Origin of the sequence: uncultured Intestinimonas sp., from assembly GCF_944387725.1 — a bacterium.
Lineage (GTDB): Bacteria > Bacillota > Clostridia > Oscillospirales > Oscillospiraceae > Intestinimonas.
Genome location: NZ_CALXGA010000019.1, coordinates 16311 through 33236 on the forward strand (window position 1 = coordinate 16311; position 16926 = coordinate 33236).

Sequence of the window (16926 nt, forward strand, 5' to 3'; positions counted from 1 at the left end):
TCCAATATGAACCTTTGGGGCATCACCGACACGGGTGCGGTCCGGGAACAGAATCAGGACGATTTCTATATCGAGCTGGTGGAGCCGGACCTGGGTCTCGCCATTGTCTGCGACGGCATGGGGGGCGCCCGGGCGGGCAACATCGCCAGCCGGCTGGCAGTCCAGACCTTCCTGGAGACCGCCAAGGCCAGCCCGCCCCAGGAGTGGCGTACAGAGCCGGAGGCCCTGATCCACTCCGCCGCCCAGCAGGCCAACGCCGTGGTCTACGCCACGGCGGGCCGGGAGCCCGAGTGCCGGGGGATGGGCACCACCATGGTGGCCGCCCTGGTGGTGGAGCTGAACGCCTACATCCTGAACATCGGGGACAGCCGGTGCTATCTCGTTCAGCCCGGAGGCATCCAACGGGTTACCCGGGACCACTCCGTGGTGGAGGACCTGGTGACCCGGGGAAAGATCACCCCGGAGCAGGCCCGGCAGCACCCCCAGAAGAACCTCATCACCCGGGCCCTGGGGGCGGAGGCCCAGCTTCGGGCAGACCTGTACCGCCAGGCCCTCAGCCCCGGGGACGCCCTGCTGCTGTGCTCGGACGGGCTGAGCAACGTGGTCACGGAGCAGGAGGTCCTCTATGAGGTCCTCCACGGCGGTCCAACAGAGGACTGCTGCCGGCGGCTGCTGGACATCGCGCTGCTCCGGGGGGCCCCGGACAACGTGACTGCGGTCCTGCTTCAGATGTAACAAGGAGGAGACCCCTATATGGATCAGTACATAGGGAAGCTGCTGGATAACCGCTATGAGATCCTGGAGGTCATCGGCACAGGCGGAATGGCGGTGGTCTACAAGGCTCACTGCCACCGGCTCAACCGCAAGGTGGCCATCAAGATCCTGCGGGATGATTTGGCCCGGGACGCCGAGTTCCGCCGCCGCTTCCACGACGAATCCCAGGCTGTGGCCATGCTCTCCCACCCCAACATCATGGCGGTGTACGATGTGAGCCGTTCCTCCGATGTGGAGTACATTGTGATGGAGCTCATCGACGGCATCACCCTCAAGCAGTATATGCAGAAGCGGGGGGGACCCCTGAGCTGGAAGGAGGCCCTCCACTTTATCACCCAGATCATGAAGGCCCTCTCCCACGCACACAGCCGGGGCATCATCCACCGGGACATCAAGCCCCAGAACATCATGGTCCTGCGGGACGGCAGCATCAAGGTCACCGACTTCGGCATTGCCCGGCTGGCCTCGGCCGCCCAGAACACCCTGACCCAGGAGGCCCTGGGCTCAGTCCATTATATCTCACCGGAGCAGGCCCGGGGCAGCCGCATCGACGCCCGCAGCGATATCTACTCCGCCGGGGTGGTGCTCTATGAGATGCTCACCGGCCGCCTGCCCTTTGAGGGGGATACCCCCGTGTCGGTGGCCATTCAGCACATCAGCTCCATCCCGCTGCCCCCCCGGGAGCTCAACCCAGACATCCCGGAGGCCCTGGAGGCCATCACCATGAAAGCCATGGCCCCCAATGTGGAAAATCGCTACCGCAGCGCCGATGAGATGCTGGCGGACCTGGAGGAGTTCCGAAAAAATCCCAGCATCAACTTTGACTACACCCCCGCCGATCTCATCCCACCCGACGGGGGGGCTGACGAGCCCACCCAGATCATCGACACCGGCCGCCGGAGCAGCCCGGTCCGCACCCCGGAGCGCCGCCGGCCCCGCTCGGAGGTCCCGGAGCCTCCCCGGACCACCGAGTACCACCGGCGGAAGAGGCGGGGAGGGAGCATGTCGGTCCCCCTGGCCGTGGCCTCCATCCTGATCTTCATTGTGGGCATCGGCGTCCTGTTCTGGGTGGCCTTTTTCAGCAACAACTTCCAGCAGGAAAACTCCCGTTCCGTGCCCAATCTCATCAATAAGACTCTGGAAGAGGCCCGGAATGACCCAAGTGTGCAGGGCATCTTTACTGTCGTAGAGGGGGAACGTGTCCCCAGCGCCACAGTGGAGGAGGGCAGGATCATCTCCCAGGACCCCCAGCCCAGGTCGGTGGCTACCGGGGATGACCTGACCATCACCGTCACCGTCAGCAGCGGGGAAGAGCCCCTCTATATGCCGGAGCTGATGAACAAGGACTACCGGGAGGCCCAGCAGGAGCTTCGGACCATGGGACTTTCCAACATCACAGTCGAATCGGAGTACTCCGAAATCACCGAGGACTTTGTCAGCCGCACCGACCCCATGCCCGGCAGCACCATCACAACCGACACCCCGGTGATCATCTACGTCAGCCTGGGCCCGGAGCCGGTGGTGCGGACCATGCCGAATGTGGTGGGTGAGACCCTGGAGACCGCCCGGACCTGGCTGGAGGGCGCCAACGGCCTCAACCTGGTGGTGACAACCACTGAGGTGGACAGCGAGGAACCCGCAGGCACCGTGGTCTACCAGAGCATCCCCGTGGGGGAGAGCGTGGAGGAGGGCACCAGCGTCATGCTTCAGGTCAGCAACGGTTCCGGGGCCCTGGAGGAGGAGACTCCCGCCGTCAGTGAGGAGCCAGAAGTCCCGCCGGACCCGGAGGCCAATTCTGTCCAGGTGGAGATCGCCCTGCCAAAGAACGGGGATTCCTCCGACATGGTGGCGGTACAGCTCAACGGAGGCAGCGGTTTCGTCTACAACCAGACCGTGGAGCGGAGGGTGAATCATGTGGTCTTCACCCTGACAGGCACCGGGAGCCACTCCTACAGCGTCTACTTCGACGGGGTCTACTCCCACAACATCACGGTGAACTTCGACACCGGGGCGGTGAACGGACCATGAGCCGGGAGAACGGCGTGATTCTCAAGGCCCTCAGCGGCTTTTACTATGTGGACGACGGCTCCGGCCGGACTGTGACCTGCCGGGCCCGGGGGAAATTCCGCCACCAGAGGATCACCCCCCTGGTGGGGGACCGGGTGTCCTTTACCCGCCTCACCGACGGGGTGGGGGCCCTGGAGGAGATTCTGCCCCGGAAAAACCGCTTCCAGCGCCCGGCGGTGGCCAACATCGACCAGCTGGTGCTGGTGGTCTCCGGGGCCGTCCCAGTGACCGACCCCTTCCTCATCGACCGGGTCACCGCCTTGGCAGACAGCAAGGAGGGATGCGGCTGTCTCATCTGCATCAACAAGTGCGATCTGGACCCGGCGGATACCCTCTATAAGACCTACACCCAGGCGGGCTTTCTCACTCTGCGGGTCAGCGCCGCCACCGGGGAGGGCATGGAAGCCCTGTCTGCCGCAATAACTGGAAGGGTATCCGCCTTTACAGGAAACTCCGGCGTGGGCAAGTCCAGCATCCTCAATGCCCTGGAGCCCGGCTTCGGCCTCCAGGTGGGAGAGGTCAGCGAGAAGCTGGGCCGGGGCCGCCACACCACCCGGCATGTGGAGCTCTACCGCCTGGGAAACGGCGCCATTGTGGCGGACACCCCCGGGTTCTCCTCCTTCGACACCGAGCGCATGGAGCTGCTGCGAAAGGAGGACCTGGCGATGGCCTTTCGGGAGTTCCGCCCCTACCTGGACCAATGCCGCTTTGTGGGCTGCTCCCATCGGAGAGAGCGGGGCTGCGCCGTACTGGAGGCGGTGGAGCAGGGGGACATCCCGGTCAGCCGCCACGAGAGCTATCTGCGCCTCTACCAGCAGGCCAGCGAGGTCAAGGACTGGGAGCGCCGGGAGCCAGAGAAAAAATGAGTGCGCACCCGCCGCCTCCTTCTGCGTATACTGGGATAGCGGTACCAGTCTACGGGGAAGGAGGCGTTTTTCTTGAAGATCGTGATTGTACGCTCCCCAAAGTGTCTGCGGGGCATTTTGAAGGCCCTCTTTGGCCTGCGCTGAGCGGGAAGCGGCGGAAGCTCCGCCTCGGTTTGAAAAAGGACGGTCTCTCCCGCCAAGGGAGGACGGGGGAAGGTTTCGGCTGTCGAAATGGTCCGAGGGACCTTTCGGCAGCCTAATTTTGTCATAGCGGCCAGACCTTGTACATATGCTCCCTGTAGAAACGCTGCAAGGAGAGGAACGCTATGGAGCTGGAACTGAAAACCACCCATCTCAACTGTTACGACACCCTTTTGGACACCACCCTGTTCCAGGAGGAGACCCTGGAGAGCATCGTTCCCGACGCCTGTCCCGACATCCTGCGCATTGTGGACACGGAGGCGCTGGTCTGTCTCAAGAGCAAGGAGGCCCAGGAGGGACGGATGGAGGTGGCCGGAACCGCCCGGTGCGCCATCCTATATCTGCCCGACAGCGGCCAGGAGCTCCGCCGCATGACCGTGAGCATTCCCTTCACCTGCGCGGCGGAGGCCGCCGGCCTGAATCGGAGCTGCCGCCTCACCGCCGTCCCCCGGGTCCAGTCCGCCGACGCCCGGATGCTCAATCCCCGCAAGGTCCTGACCCGGGTGAGCCTGGCTGTGGACCTTCAGGCCTTCGCCCCCCAGACCGCCAGCTTCTGCGACGGGGTGGAGTGCGAGAGCGACGCCGGCATCCAGCAGATGGGGGAGACCCAATCGGCCTGCCTGGTTGCTGCTGTAGAGGAGAAACCCTTTACCTTTTCTGACGACCTAAGCCTTTCTGGCTCCCGCCCGGTGGCGGAGGAGCTGCTGAAGACCCGGGCGGACCTGGTATGCAGCGAGTCCAAGATCATCGGCAACAAGCTCATCTTCAAGGGGGAGGCCGACCTCCAGCTCCTTTACCGCGCCACGGACGGCAGCCTCTGCCCTGCCAGCTTTGAGCTGCCCTTCTCCCAGATCATGGAGGTCTCGGAGGTGGGGGAGGATGCAGACTGCGCCCTCCAGGTGACCCTCACAGGCTGTGAGTGCACCCTGGACGGGGAGGAGGGCCGCACCCTGTCCCTGTCCCTGTCCCTGCTGGCCCAGGCCGTGATCCGGGAGGAGCGGCAGGTGACGCTGCTCTCAGATATCTACAGCACGGCCTACCAGCTCACTGCAGAGCGGAAGCCATACACCTTCTACCGCCTGATGGAGCACGCCCAGCGGCGGGTCACCGTCCGGGAGCTGCTGGAGACGGTCTCCCCGGTGCGGGAGGTCTGCGACGTCTATGTCAACGTAGGGGCCGTCGCCGCCGTCCGGGAGGGGGCCCAAGTGAACTTATCGGCTGAGACCGCCGTCACCGTGGTCTATCTGGCGGAGGATGGCAGCCTGGAGACCGCCCGGCGGGCTATTCCGGCGGCCTGCCCGGTGGAACTGCCGGAGGGCTCCGCCTGCACCTGCCGCTGTGTCTGCCCAGGGGAGCGGTTTGCCACCCCAACCGGCGGCGGCGTGGAGGTGCGCTACCCTCTGGATTTCCGCTATCTGGCCCTGATGCCCCACACTGCCACCGGCGTCTCGGATGTCCGGCTGGACGAGAGCGCCCCCCGGGACACCGCCGGGCAGCCCTCCATCGTCCTGCGGCTGGTGGGGGAGGGGGAGCGGCTTTGGGACATCGCCAAGGCCTACGGCACCACCACCGAGGACATCGTCCAGGCCAATGCTCTGGGGGAAGAGGCCCCACCGGCGGGGCAGCTCCTGCTCATCCCCAAGAAGCGGTAAAAAGGAGGAAGCATCCAGTGGAAGACAGGAAGATCTATGAGGACATCGCCCAGCGCACCGACGGCGATATCTATGTGGGGGTGGTGGGCCCCGTCCGCACCGGCAAGTCTACCTTCATCAAGCGGTTTATGGAGACGCTGGTCATCCCCAATATTGAGAATGTGTACCGCCGGGAGCGGGCCCGGGATGAGCTTCCCCAGAGCGGCTCCGGCCGGACTGTCATGACGGTGGAACCCAAGTTCGTCCCCGAGGAGGCGGTGGACATCGCCCTGGAGGGAGGCGCCCGGGTGTCGGTGCGGCTCATCGACTGCGTGGGCTATACCATCCCCGGGGCGGCGGGCCAGTTCGAGGAGGACCAGCCCCGGATGGTCACCACCCCCTGGTTCGACCACGAGATTCCCATGACAGAGGCCGCAGAGATCGGCACCCGGAAGGTTATCACCGAGCACTCCACCATTGCCATCGTGGTTACCACCGACGGCTCCATCACCGATATTCCCCGGGAGGACTACCTGGAGGCGGAAGAGCGGGTCATCTCCGAGCTCAAGGAGCTGGGAAAGCCCTTCCTGGTACTCCTGAACTCGGCCTATCCCGGTTCGGAGCGGGCCAAGGCCATCCGGGCCGACCTGGCCTCTCGGTACGACGTCACCTGTATGGTGGTCAACTGCCTTCAGCTGAAGGAGGAGGACGTGGCCGGAATCATCAAGGCGGTGCTCTATGAGTTCCCCCTCAAGGAGCTGGACCTCTCTCTGCCCCCCTGGGTGGACGCCCTGCCCTACGACCACCCCATTAAAAGCGGACTCTACGCCGCCATTCGGGAGGGGGCCGGGAACCTGCGGCGCATTCGGGATGTGGAGCACACCATCGAGGCCATTGGGTCCTATGAGGGGGTGAGCAGCGCCCGCATCCGCTCCATCGAGCTGGGCACCGGCCTGGCCTCCGCCGACCTGGAACTGCCCAGAAGCCTCTTCTACGAGACCATCTCCGACCAGTCCGGCTTCACCATTCATGATGACGGGGACCTGATGGGTCTGCTCACCCAGCTCGCCGAGGTGAAGCGGGAGTACGACAAGGTGGCCGACGCCCTCCAGGAGGTGAAGGAGACGGGCTACGGCATCGTGGTCCCCACCACCGACGAGCTCCACCTGGAGGAGCCGGAAATCGTCCGGCAGGGGGGACGCTACGGCGTGCGCCTAAAGGCCAGCGCCCCCAGCATCCATATGATCCGGGCCGATATCGAGACCGAGGTCTCCCCCATTGTGGGCAGCGAGAAGCAGTCGGAGGAGATGATCCACTACCTGCTCCAGGAGTTCGAGGGGGACACCAAGGCCATCTGGCAGTCCAACATTTTCGGAAAATCCTTCCACGAGCTGGTCAGCGAGGACCTGAACACCAAGCTTAAACGGATGCCCGAGGACGCCCGGAGCAAGCTCCAGGAGACCCTCCAGCGCATCATCAACGAGGGCTCCGGCGGCCTCATCTGCATTATTCTCTAAAGCGACGGCGGGAACCGGCCAAAAGGCCGGCTCCCGCCGCCAGTTTTCCATCTCAATTTCCGGAGACGCCCCAGAAAGAAATTTCCTTAATCCAAAGCGGAACCCTGATGGGAAAAGTTCTCCAGGGCCTCACGGTCCGTCAGGCGCATGGAGCGGTAGCCCGTCTCCACCCAGCCCCGGCGGGCGAAGTCACCCAGGACCCGGCTCACTGTTACCCGGCTCACCCCCACTGCCGCGCCAACCTCTTCATGGGTGCAGCGCAGGGAGCCGTCTGCCTCGGCAGGGAGGGTGAGGAGATACCGGGCCACCCGCTGGTCCGCCGGGCGGAAGGACATGTCGTCCACATGGTCTGAGAGGAGCCGCACCGTCCGGGCCAGATATTGGAGCATGGGGAGGGCCAGGTCCGGGCGGCTGCGGAAGACCTGGTCCAGCCGCTGCCGGTCAATGGAGACCACCCGGCACTCTGTGACCGCCACCGCCGAGGAGACCCGGGGGCAGCCGTCGAAGAAGGAAGCCTCCCCCATCAGGTCCCCGGGGCGGTGGGTGGTGAGGACCCGCTCCCCGCCGGACTCCGAGCTGATGTAGCTCCGGGCGGTGCCCGAGAGGAGGTAGTAGAAGACCTCCGCCCGGGTGCCCTGGAGGTAGATGAGCTGGCCGGGGGCGTAGACCCGGGGGACCTGTCCCTCCGCCAGGGGCGCCCAGATGTCCGTCTGTTCCATATTTCAGGCGACCCCCCGTCGGTTTTTTTTAATCGTATCACACTTTACATTCTTTCCGCAAGACTTCTGCCATAATAAATGCAATCAAACAAACAGGAGGGACCCAAAGATGGGTATGACCATGACCCAGAAGATCCTGGCCAAGCACGCGGGCGTGCCTTCCGTGGAGGCCGGGCAGCTCATTGAGGCCAAGCTGGACCTGGTGCTGGGCAACGACATCACCGCTCCGGTGGCCATCACCGAGTTCGACAAGGCCGGACTGACTCAGGTATTCGACAAGGACAAGGTTGCCATTGTCCTGGACCACTCCACCCCCTGCAAGGACATAAAATCGGCCCAGCTGTGCGCCCAGGCCCGGGAATTTGCCAACCGTTTCTCCATCACCCACTTTTATGACGTGGGGCAGATGGGGGTAGAGCACGCCCTGATCCCGGAGAAGGGCCTGGCCGCCCCCGGTGAGGTCATCATCGGGGCCGACTCCCACACCTGTACCTACGGGGCCCTGGGGGCCTTTTCCACCGGCGTGGGCTCCACCGACATGGCCGCCGGCATGGCCACGGGCCTTGCCTGGTTCAAGGTGCCCTCCGCCATCAAAGTGACCCTCACCGGCAAGCTCTCCCCCTATGTCAGCGGCAAGGATGTGGTCCTCCACCTCATCGGGGAGATCGGAGTAGACGGCGCCCTTTATCAGTCCCTGGAGTTTGCCGGGGATGGCGTGGCTCAGCTCACGATGGATGACCGCTTCACCATCGCCAACATGGCCATCGAGGCCGGGGCCAAGAACGGCATCTTCCCGGTGGACGAGCAGACCCTCCGCTACCTGGAGGGCCGGGTGAACCGGCCCTATGACGCTGTGGAGGCCGACCCCGACGCGGTGTACAGCCGGGAGGTGGTTATCGACCTCTCCGCCCTCCGGCCCACCGTGGCCCTGCCCCACCTGCCCTCCAACACCCGGACGGTGGACGAGGTGGCGGGACTGCCCATTCAGCAGGTGGTCATCGGCTCCTGCACCAACGGACGTCTGAAGGACCTCCAGGAGGCCGCCGCCATCCTCAAGGGCCGGAAGGTCCACCAGGGGGTGCGGTGCATCGTCCTGCCCGCTACCCAGCAGATCATGATGGACGCCATGGCCCAGGGCCTTGTCCAGACCTTTATTGAGGCCGGCTGCGCCGTGTCCACCCCCACCTGCGGCCCCTGTCTGGGGGGGCACATGGGCGTCCTCGCCGACGGGGAGCGGGCGGTGTCCACCACCAACCGCAACTTTGTGGGCCGTATGGGCCCTGTCAGCTCTGAGATCATCCTGGCCAGCCCCGCTGTGGCGGCGGCCTCCGCCGTGGCCGGCTGTATCGCCAACCCGGCCAAGCTCTAAGGGAGGTGCAAGGCAATGAAAATTTATAAATACGGCGATAACGTGGACACCGATGTCATCATCCCCGCCCGCCATCTCAACAACCCAGACCCCAAGGCCCTGGCCTCCCACTGCATGGAGGACATCGACGCCCGCTTCTCCTCCACGGTGGAGCCTGGCGACATTGTGGTGGCGGGGGCCAACTTCGGCTGCGGATCCTCCCGGGAGCACGCCCCTCTGGCCCTGAAGGCCTGCGGCGTCAAGTGCGTCATCGCCGCCTCCTTTGCCCGCATCTTCTACCGCAACGCCATCAATATCGGCTTCCCCATCCTGGAGTGCCCCAAGGCCGCCCAGGCCATCCAGCCCGGCGACCGCGTTTCGGTGGACTTCAAGACTGGTGTCATCACCGACGAGACCCAGGGGAAGACCTTCCAGGCCGCGCCTTTCCCGGCCTTTATTGAGGGCATCATTGAAAGCGGCGGCCTGCTCAACTCCCTGAAGGCCAGGGGGGTGGCGAAATGAACTTCAAGATTGCGCTCATCAAAGGAGACGGTATCGGCCCTGAGGTGGTGGGGGAGGCCGTGAAGGTCCTGGAGGCCGTGGGGAAGAAGTTCGGTCACAGGTTCACATTTGTGGACGTGCTCCTGGGGGGGTGCGCCACCGACGCGGTGGGGAAGAGCTACCCCGACGGCACCGCTGAGAAGTGCAATGCCTGCGACGCCGTCCTTCTGGGGGCGGTGGGAGGCCCCAAGTGGGGCTCCGACAAGCCTGCCGAGCAGCGGCCCGAGACCGCCCTGCTGGCCATTCGGAAGGACCTGGGCCTCTACGCCAACCTGCGCCCCGCCTTCCTGCGCCCTGCCTTGGCCGGCGCCTGTCCTCTGAAACAGGAGACAGCGGAGAAGGGCATTGACCTGATGATGGTCCGGGAGCTCACCGGCGGCATCTACTTCGGTAAGCGGGACCGCTACCAGACCGAAGACCGGGGGGTGGAGTGCACCGACCTTATGGCTTACTCCGAGCGGGAGATCGAGCGCATTGGCCGCCGGGCCTTTGAGCTGGCCCGGCTGCGCCGGAAAAAGGTCTCCAGTGTGGACAAGGCCAACGTCCTGGAGACCAGCCGCCTGTGGCGATCGGTCATGCGCCGCCTCTCCGAGGAGTACCCCGATGTGCAGTATGAGGACATTCTGGTGGACAACTGCGCCATGCAGCTTGTCAGGGACCCGGGACAGTTCGACGTGGTGGTCACCGAGAACATGTTCGGGGATATCCTTTCTGACGAGGCCAGCATGGTCACAGGCTCCATCGGCCTGCTGCCCTCGGCCTCCGTCGGAGACAGCGCCCCCGGCCTCTATGAGCCCATCCACGGCTCCGCCCCGGACATTGCCGGCCAGGATAAGGCAAATCCCATTGCCACCATCCTGTCCGTAGCCATGATGTTCCGCTACTCCTTCCACCTCTCCGACGAGGCCGACGCCATCGAGGCGGCGGTGGACCGCGTGCTGGGGGAGGGCTGGCGCACGCCCGACATCGCCGGGCCGGGCGTCGCCCCCATCGGCACCCGGCAGATGGGCGACCTCATCTGTCAGGCGATCTGACCTACTTCTCCCAGAGGCCCTTGCATTTCAAACAGAGGACCACCCTTGCATCTCCGGCGCTTTTCTGTTACAATCGTAACAAAAGCACCAGAAGGGGGCGTGGAGGACTTGGTCCTGGCCATCGACATCGGAAATTCCACCACGGACATTGGGCTCTTCGACCGGGGTGGGACATTGCGCTTTCGCTCCGCCCTGGCCACCAGCCGGAACGCCTCCGGAGACCAGTGCGCCATGAGCCTGATGGGGGTTTTCTCCCTCTATCAGGCAGACCTCCACGCCGTGTCCGGCGCCATTCTCTCCAGCGTGGTTCCCTCGGTTACCGCCAATATGTGCGCGGCGGTTGAGCGCCTCACCGGAAAATCTCCCATGTTCATCGGGCCGGGGATCAAAACCGGACTCAACATCAAGGCCGACTTCCACAACCAGCTGGGCTCGGACATCGTAGCCTGCTGCGTGGCGGCGGTGGCCGCTTACCCGTCCCCGCTGATCGTCATTGATATGGGGACGGCGGTGACCATGTCCTACCTCCGGGACAACAGCTACGAGGGCTGCGTCATCATGCCTGGGGTCCGGGTGGCCCTGGAGGCATTGTCGGAGCGGGCGGCCGCTTTGCCCCACATCTCCATCGAGCCCCCCGCCCACATCTTCGGCCACAATACAGTAGACGCCATGCGCTCCGGCGTGGTGCACGGGAACGCCAGCATGGTGGACGGCATGATCCAGCGTCTGGAGGAGCAGAGCGCCCCGGTTTCCGCTGTGGTGGCCACGGGCCGCAGCGCCCCAGAGGTCCTGAGGTTCTGTAAAAGAAAAATCCTTTACGATACAGATCTCCTGCTGAGGGGGCTCCATCTCATCTATCGAAAAAACACCGAGGGCAGGAGCAGACGGGCCTGACCAAACGGTACCGGCGGCGCTGGGGATTTCTCCCGGCGCCGCCGTTCTCTTTTTCTCCTCCGGCGCATATCTCTTTGGGGAGGGAGGGGTGGACATGACGCTTTTGGAGCGGCTGGGAGACGGGCTTTGGGATCCATGGCTGCTGGGGGCCTTTTTGCTGCTGGGGCTCTACTACTCCGTTCGGGGCGGATGGTTTCCGCTCTTCGGGCTCCGGCTGTGGCTGCGGACCACCCTGGGCTCCCTGCTCCGGCCCAGGAGGCGGGGGAAGGGGAGGGGTCTTACCCAACTCCAGGCCCTCTCCACCGCCCTGGCCTCCACCATCGGCACCGGAAGCATCGCCGGGGTGGCCACCGCCATCTTCTATGGCGGCCCAGGGGCAGTGTTCTGGATGTGGGTCTCCGCCCTTCTGGGTATGATGACCGGGTGTGCCGAGAAGACGCTGGCGGTCCGATACCGCCGCCGTGCAGCGGACGGCTCCTGGCAGGGGGGGCCCATGGAGTACATGGAGCGGGGACTGGGGCTCCGGCCCCTGGCGGTGTGGTTCTCCCTCTTCTGTGTGTCGGCCTCCATCGGCGGTGGGGATATGGTCCAGGCCAACTCCATCGCCACTGCCCTGGAACACGCCTTCGGATGGAACCGGCTGGTGGTGGGCGTGGTCACCGCTCTGCTCACCGGCGTGGTCATCCTGGGGGGCATCGGGCGCATCGGTCGGGTCAGCGAACGGCTGGTGCCGGTGATGGCCCTGCTCTTTCTGGCAGGGGGCGGGGTGGTGCTGGCCTGTCACGCCGCCGCTATCCCCGGAGCCCTCTCCCGGATCGTCTCAGAGGCCCTCACTCCAAAAGCGGCTCTGGGGGGCGGTATGGGCTACGGTATGGCCGCCGCCATGCGCTACGGGGTGGCTCGGGGCGTCTTCACCAACGAGGCGGGGCTGGGCTCCTCCGCCATGGCCCACGCCGCTGCGGAGGTCAGCGAACCGGCGGAGGAGGGGATGTGGGGCATCTTCGAGGTCTTTGTGGCCACCCTGGTCATCTGCACGGTCACCGCCCTGGTGATCCTCACCTCCGGCGTCTATCAGGAGAGCGCCGCCCTGTCCGCCATTCAGAGGGGCGCTGTGGACAGCTCCATGGTGGGCTCAGCCCTCTCAGCGGCCGCCTTCTCCACAGTGCTGGGGCGGTGGGGGGGGCCCTTTGTGGCCCTCTGCCTGCTGCTCTTCGCCTTTTCCTCCCTCCTGGGCTGGAGCTACTACGGGGAACAGGGTCTGCGCTACCTCACCGGGACGGACCGCTGGACCGGTCTCTACCGGCTGGCCTTTCTGGGCTTTCTGGTCCTGGGCAGCGTGGGGGAGGTGGGGGCCGTCTGGCAGGTGGCCGATATCTGCAATGGGATGATGGCTCTGCCCAATCTCATCGCCCTCTTCCTCCTGGCCCCGGAGGCTCTGGATCTGATCCGCCGCTGGGCGGAAGGACTGCGAAACAAGCTGTAAAGGGAAACCCCCGCTGTCCGGCAAGCGCCGGCGGCGGGGGTTTCTTTGGGTAAATCACGAAAAGGAAGGCGCCGGCCTCATCCAGCGGCCCCCGGAACGGGGACTGTGGCAGCGCCGGACAGGACTTCTGTGGTTCCGTCCTCCACCCCAGTGTCCGGATCCTGGGGCACAATGGGCTCCTCCGGCGCGGCCTTGCCGTCGATGGTCAGGGAGTAGGCGGTGAGCATGGAGGACGCCTCTCCCTCGGCCTGGGGCGCGTGGTCAATAGTGACCTGATCTCCCACGTTCAGAAGGACGGCTACAGGGTTCTGGACGGCGGAGATGGTGTAGTACACCTGACCGCCCTCCAGGCGGATGAAGTAGTAGGTGCTGCCCTCCAGAACGGCGGAGCGGAGGTCATCCACCACCCCGGAGACCTGGGTTTCTGGCCGATCCTCCGGCTCCGCGATGCCCCGCTCGGCCAGGAGCTGGGTGTAGGCCTGCTCGCAGGCGGAGACGCTGGAGGCTACGGTGACCAGCTGATACTGGGCCACGTTGACCATAGCATAGCTCTTCACCAGGTTGGTGTCATCCTTCAAGGGGATAAAGTAGGTAGGCTCCCCGGCGATATTCAACAGCAGGGGGAAGGTGGCAATATAGCCCAGGTCCTGCACCTCGCCCTCGGCGGAGGCCATGGCGGCGTACTCGGTTGCGCCTGGGGCGTCGTAGAACCGGGTCTCTTTGGTGCGCTGGTTGGAGAGGAGAAAGCCCAGGTTGGACTGGTCGGCGTTGGCGGAGGTGATGCCAGTGTAGACATACACATCGTCATTGAGTGCGATATAGTTGTAGCCCTCGGTGGTGAGGGTGACATCCCGCTGTCCCAGAATGGAGTTGAAGAATCCATGGACAAAGGTGCCGTGGTAGTCGTACTGCTCCATAATGAGGGTGGGGGTGTAGACGTTGTCCACCCAGGTGGGCACCATATTTTCTACATCGTCATAATAGGTACACTCGCCGGTGACAGCGTTCACCAGCACAGCCCCCTGGATATCCGTGCCGCCGAAGAGCCCAATGCGCTTGACCACCCGGGGGGCAATCCACCAGGGCTGTCCAGACTCGTCGATCTCAAACTGCGGCGTGTCGAACATAAAGGTGGGATACTGAAAGCGCAGATGGCGCATGATGTTGCGGTTCAGGGGCTCGGAAAAGGAGTACTTCATGCCCTCCTGGAGCCGGACCACCGTTGCTTCCTGGGTTACCATATCCACCAGCACATAGGCGGGGAGTCCCTGGGCGCGGTTGGTAAACCACTTGATGAGATCGGCGTAGGCAATGGGGGCCACCCGGACGGGCCGGCCCTGGTAGTTGATCTGTGTGGAGTCATTGGAGTACTCAAACTGGCTGACCATGTCGCTGAGGGTGCCCATCTGCCGGTCCCCCAGATACTCGGCGGAGGCCCGGTCCAGGGTGGGTATCTTGTCAAAGGAGATTTGGGTGATATCCTGGGCAAAATTTCCATCCTGCACGGTCAGAAGGTCCCTGTAGTCCGCAGCCCGGAAGATGGGCAGGGAGATGATAGCCCCCACCAGCCCCACCGCCAGCACCAGAGCCAGGAGGATCCCCGCAGGAAAGCACTGAGATTTGACGAAGCGGAAATACTCTTTGACCCCGCCGTTGGGGTCAACCTGGAACCCGGAGTTGAAGAGGGTGGACGCCATGAACATCAGGCACAGCAGACCAAGGAAGAAATAGAAGCTGCTGTCCTGGAAGTTCAGAGAGGGGAGGGCAAAATAAAAGTAGATCAGCCCGAACACCAGAGTTACCAGCAGACTGGTGAGGACGCAGGCGGGCTTGCTCTTGGGTTTGCGCGGTTTTTTTGCTTTCATACTTGGCTCCTCATCTTCAAAATAGGGTTGGGGTCAGGCGATTTGGGCCTCCACACCGGCCTCGGTGGCTTGCATGGCCCGCAGGGTCAGGTCCAGCAGCTTGTCCAGGTCCCAGCCCAGCAGCTCGGCCCCCTGCTGAATGACCTCACGGGAGCAGCCGGCGGCAAACTTTTTGTCCTTGAATTTCTTTTTTAGGGACTTGATCTCCATATCCGAACAGCTCTTGGAGGGGCGCATGAGGGCGGCGGCGCCGATGAGGCCGGTGAGCTCATCGCAGGCGAAAAGGACCTTTTCCATCTCATGTTCCGGCTTGATGTCGCAGGCCAGGCCCCAGCCGTGGCTGGCGGTGGCATGGATGACGGCCTCGTCTACTCCGGCCTCCCGCATCAGGGCCTGGGACTTGACGCAGTGCTCCTCCGGCCACAGCTCAAAGTCCAGGTCGTGGAGGAGGCCTACAATGGACCAGAACTCCGCCTCATCCCCGTACCCAAGTTCCCGGGCGAACCAGCCCATGACGGCCTCCACCGTCAGGGCATGGCGGATGTGGAAGGGCTCCTTATTATACTGCTTCAGCAGGGCCAGGGCCTGCTCTCTGGTAGGCTGCATGTGCGATACACTCCTTATGTTTGACTTGGTACAGTTATAACATACTCAGGCCGGGATTGCAATGGCGCCCTTGCGTTTCTTTTTATGGTATACCTTTATATATGGCGGATCCTATATCCCGCCGATGACGGACATTTTTCCGCCAGACTCCTTAAAGATGGAGATGCTGTCCTTCTGTAAAGGCAATCGTCTCCCTGTGCCGGCAGACCTCTCCAAAAAGCCAAACTCCTGCGGCTTTCCCACTCAATCTCAATCTCCCTTTTTAAGGAAAGTAGTGATTTCAAGGGAAATTGAAAATTTCCGTCAAATTGATGGAAATCGAACTGCATGGAAAGAGGCTCCACCCGATGGGGCGAAGCCTCTAAAATGTAGTTGGCTTTACTTTGCCGTTACATAGAAAGAATAATGGGCTGTTCCTCCATATCCGCTGTCAGTGTCCCACTGCGCGACGACCTCGTAGATATACCCGCCGGACTTCAGTTCGATCGTGTTCCCATTGCGGATCACCTCCTCGCCGCCTGCCGAGGGGGTGGACCAATGGGAATCACTCCAACATTGAACGCTTACAATTCTATCAGGATTTTCCGTGAATCTCAGCGCAGCGGTTTCCTCCGGCGTCTCCAACGGCGGGGACAGCAGCTCTCTGCAATCCAATGGGTGCGGGCTGTCGGCCTCTATATCCGTAAAGGTTCCATCTGCATGTTTTCGCTGCCAGGAATAGGTACCCAGCAGAGCGGTCATGGCAGTCTCATCACTGACTACGCGCAATGCTGGCGGCTGTTCCAAAACGACCACAGCATCCCCGGAATCCAGCAGCTCGTTGGCATAACGGTTCAGCGCCTCACAGGGCTCGTATTCTGTCCGGTATCCGATCCCGTCGATGATCAGAAAAGGGTTGTATGCCGTGATGCTTGTCTGTGTTCCATCGGACATGGTTAATTGAATGGTGACGGCCTGCCCCGCATATTCCGTATATGAGTCATCTTCCTCATAGATGACCACATCCTGCAAAAGCGTAGCGAGACGGTCAAGCTCCTCCACTTGGAGCGTCTTATCCGGCGGCTGTAAAAGCACTGTTGCGGATGAAATATCTGTCGCCGTCAAATTCTGATATGGTTTTGTGCCTGCACTGGAGCAACCAACCAGTCCCAAGATGCATGCCAGAATAAACACCCATGCTGTCAGTTTTTTCATGCAGTGGTCCCCCTTTTCTCGATGTATTCCTGTTGATATAGACGCAAAATTTTCTCTTATGTTCCATTTTTATCATTATATAAAATATGAAAATGCTCTCTGCAAGGCATGATAAACCAGTTAACCAAGCCTTCTGTGGAGTTAGGAAATGCTATTTAGTGAAACT

14 protein-coding genes are annotated in these 16926 nt (G+C 63.0%); 10 read left to right on the forward strand and 4 right to left on the reverse strand.

Annotated features, from left to right (window positions below):
- Positions 1-6 precede the first annotated feature (6 nt).
- From Q0K09_RS04640 to spoIVA, 5 genes are all read left to right on the forward strand, one after another.
- A complete protein-coding gene (locus tag Q0K09_RS04640) occupies positions 7-735 on the forward strand; it encodes a Stp1/IreP family PP2C-type Ser/Thr phosphatase (protein ID WP_294473527.1) in 729 nt (242 codons plus the stop codon).
- Between the two features lie 18 nt (positions 736-753).
- Entirely contained in the window at positions 754-2802 is a 2049-nt protein-coding gene (pknB, locus tag Q0K09_RS04645) for a Stk1 family PASTA domain-containing Ser/Thr kinase (RefSeq protein ID WP_294473528.1), read from the forward strand.
- Positions 2799-3707 (forward strand): ribosome small subunit-dependent GTPase A, encoded by a 909-nt coding sequence (rsgA, locus tag Q0K09_RS04650; RefSeq protein ID WP_294473530.1) that lies wholly within the window; start codon positions 2799-2801, stop codon positions 3705-3707. The genes pknB and rsgA overlap by 4 nt, the downstream gene beginning before the upstream one ends.
- A gap of 326 nt (positions 3708-4033) precedes the next feature.
- Complete coding sequence (locus Q0K09_RS04655; protein WP_294473532.1) at positions 4034-5560, forward strand: SPOCS domain-containing protein; 1527 nt, start codon at positions 4034-4036, stop codon at positions 5558-5560.
- A gap of 17 nt (positions 5561-5577) precedes the next feature.
- The gene (spoIVA, locus tag Q0K09_RS04660) at positions 5578-7056 is read left to right on the forward strand and encodes a stage IV sporulation protein A (RefSeq protein ID WP_294473534.1); all 1479 of its coding nucleotides are present in this window, start codon (positions 5578-5580) and stop codon (positions 7054-7056) included.
- 86 nt (positions 7057-7142) lie between these two features.
- Here the strand turns inward: spoIVA and Q0K09_RS04665 are convergent, their stop codons facing one another.
- A complete protein-coding gene (locus tag Q0K09_RS04665) occupies positions 7143-7775 on the reverse strand; it encodes a Crp/Fnr family transcriptional regulator (protein WP_294473535.1) in 633 nt (210 codons plus the stop codon).
- A 109-nt stretch (positions 7776-7884) separates the two neighbouring features.
- On the opposite strand from Q0K09_RS04665, the gene leuC reads away from it, so the two are divergent.
- From leuC to Q0K09_RS04690, 5 genes are all read left to right on the forward strand, one after another.
- Positions 7885-9144 (forward strand): 3-isopropylmalate dehydratase large subunit, encoded by a 1260-nt coding sequence (leuC, locus tag Q0K09_RS04670; RefSeq protein ID WP_294473536.1) that lies wholly within the window; start codon positions 7885-7887, stop codon positions 9142-9144.
- 15 nt (positions 9145-9159) lie between these two features.
- Positions 9160-9645, forward strand: a complete 486-nt coding sequence (locus Q0K09_RS04675) for a 3-isopropylmalate dehydratase small subunit (RefSeq protein WP_294473538.1) — start codon at positions 9160-9162, stop codon at positions 9643-9645.
- Positions 9642-10718, forward strand: a complete 1077-nt coding sequence (leuB, locus tag Q0K09_RS04680; RefSeq protein WP_294473540.1) for a 3-isopropylmalate dehydrogenase — start codon at positions 9642-9644, stop codon at positions 10716-10718. The genes Q0K09_RS04675 and leuB overlap by 4 nt, the downstream gene beginning before the upstream one ends.
- Positions 10719-10817: 99 nt before the next feature.
- Positions 10818-11612 (forward strand): type III pantothenate kinase, encoded by a 795-nt coding sequence (locus tag Q0K09_RS04685; RefSeq protein WP_294473542.1) that lies wholly within the window; start codon positions 10818-10820, stop codon positions 11610-11612.
- 94 nt (positions 11613-11706) lie between these two features.
- A complete protein-coding gene (locus Q0K09_RS04690) occupies positions 11707-13095 on the forward strand; it encodes an alanine/glycine:cation symporter family protein (RefSeq protein WP_294473544.1) in 1389 nt (462 codons plus the stop codon).
- A gap of 77 nt (positions 13096-13172) precedes the next feature.
- Here Q0K09_RS04690 and Q0K09_RS04695 read toward each other — a convergent pair whose 3' ends face one another.
- The 3 genes from Q0K09_RS04695 to Q0K09_RS04705 all read right to left on the reverse strand — a co-directional run bounded on the left by Q0K09_RS04695 (position 13173) and on the right by Q0K09_RS04705 (position 16760).
- The gene (locus Q0K09_RS04695; RefSeq protein WP_294473546.1) at positions 13173-14960 is read right to left on the reverse strand and encodes a CvpA family protein; all 1788 of its coding nucleotides are present in this window, start codon (positions 14958-14960) and stop codon (positions 13173-13175) included.
- Positions 14961-14993: 33 nt separating this feature from the next.
- Positions 14994-15566: a hydrolase gene (locus tag Q0K09_RS04700; RefSeq protein WP_294473548.1), complete on the reverse strand. Its 573-nt coding sequence runs from the start codon at positions 15564-15566 to the stop codon at positions 14994-14996.
- Between the two features lie 378 nt (positions 15567-15944).
- Positions 15945-16760, reverse strand: a complete 816-nt coding sequence (locus tag Q0K09_RS04705; RefSeq protein WP_294473549.1) for a hypothetical protein — start codon at positions 16758-16760, stop codon at positions 15945-15947.
- Between the last annotated feature and the right edge of the window lie 166 nt (positions 16761-16926).

What these genes read in the sequence shown, in the direction of transcription:
- Q0K09_RS04640 (WP_294473527.1), top strand. Translation starts at nt 7, where the DNA reads ATGAACCTTTGGGGCATCACCGACACGGGTGCGGTCCGGGAACAGAAT.
- pknB (WP_294473528.1), top strand. Translation starts at nt 754, where the DNA reads ATGGATCAGTACATAGGGAAGCTGCTGGATAACCGCTATGAGATCCTG.
- rsgA (WP_294473530.1), top strand. Translation starts at nt 2,799, where the DNA reads ATGAGCCGGGAGAACGGCGTGATTCTCAAGGCCCTCAGCGGCTTTTAC.
- Q0K09_RS04655 (WP_294473532.1), top strand. Translation starts at nt 4,034, where the DNA reads ATGGAGCTGGAACTGAAAACCACCCATCTCAACTGTTACGACACCCTT.
- Q0K09_RS04665 (WP_294473535.1), bottom strand. Translation starts at nt 7,775, where the DNA reads ATGGAACAGACGGACATCTGGGCGCCCCTGGCGGAGGGACAGGTCCCC.
- leuC (WP_294473536.1), top strand. Translation starts at nt 7,885, where the DNA reads ATGGGTATGACCATGACCCAGAAGATCCTGGCCAAGCACGCGGGCGTG.
- Q0K09_RS04675 (WP_294473538.1), top strand. Translation starts at nt 9,160, where the DNA reads ATGAAAATTTATAAATACGGCGATAACGTGGACACCGATGTCATCATC.
- leuB (WP_294473540.1), top strand. Translation starts at nt 9,642, where the DNA reads ATGAACTTCAAGATTGCGCTCATCAAAGGAGACGGTATCGGCCCTGAG.
- Q0K09_RS04690 (WP_294473544.1), top strand. Translation starts at nt 11,707, where the DNA reads ATGACGCTTTTGGAGCGGCTGGGAGACGGGCTTTGGGATCCATGGCTG.
- Q0K09_RS04695 (WP_294473546.1), bottom strand. Translation starts at nt 14,960, where the DNA reads ATGAAAGCAAAAAAACCGCGCAAACCCAAGAGCAAGCCCGCCTGCGTC.
- Q0K09_RS04700 (WP_294473548.1), bottom strand. Translation starts at nt 15,566, where the DNA reads ATGCAGCCTACCAGAGAGCAGGCCCTGGCCCTGCTGAAGCAGTATAAT.
- Q0K09_RS04705 (WP_294473549.1), bottom strand. Translation starts at nt 16,760, where the DNA reads ATGAAAAAACTGACAGCATGGGTGTTTATTCTGGCATGCATCTTGGGA.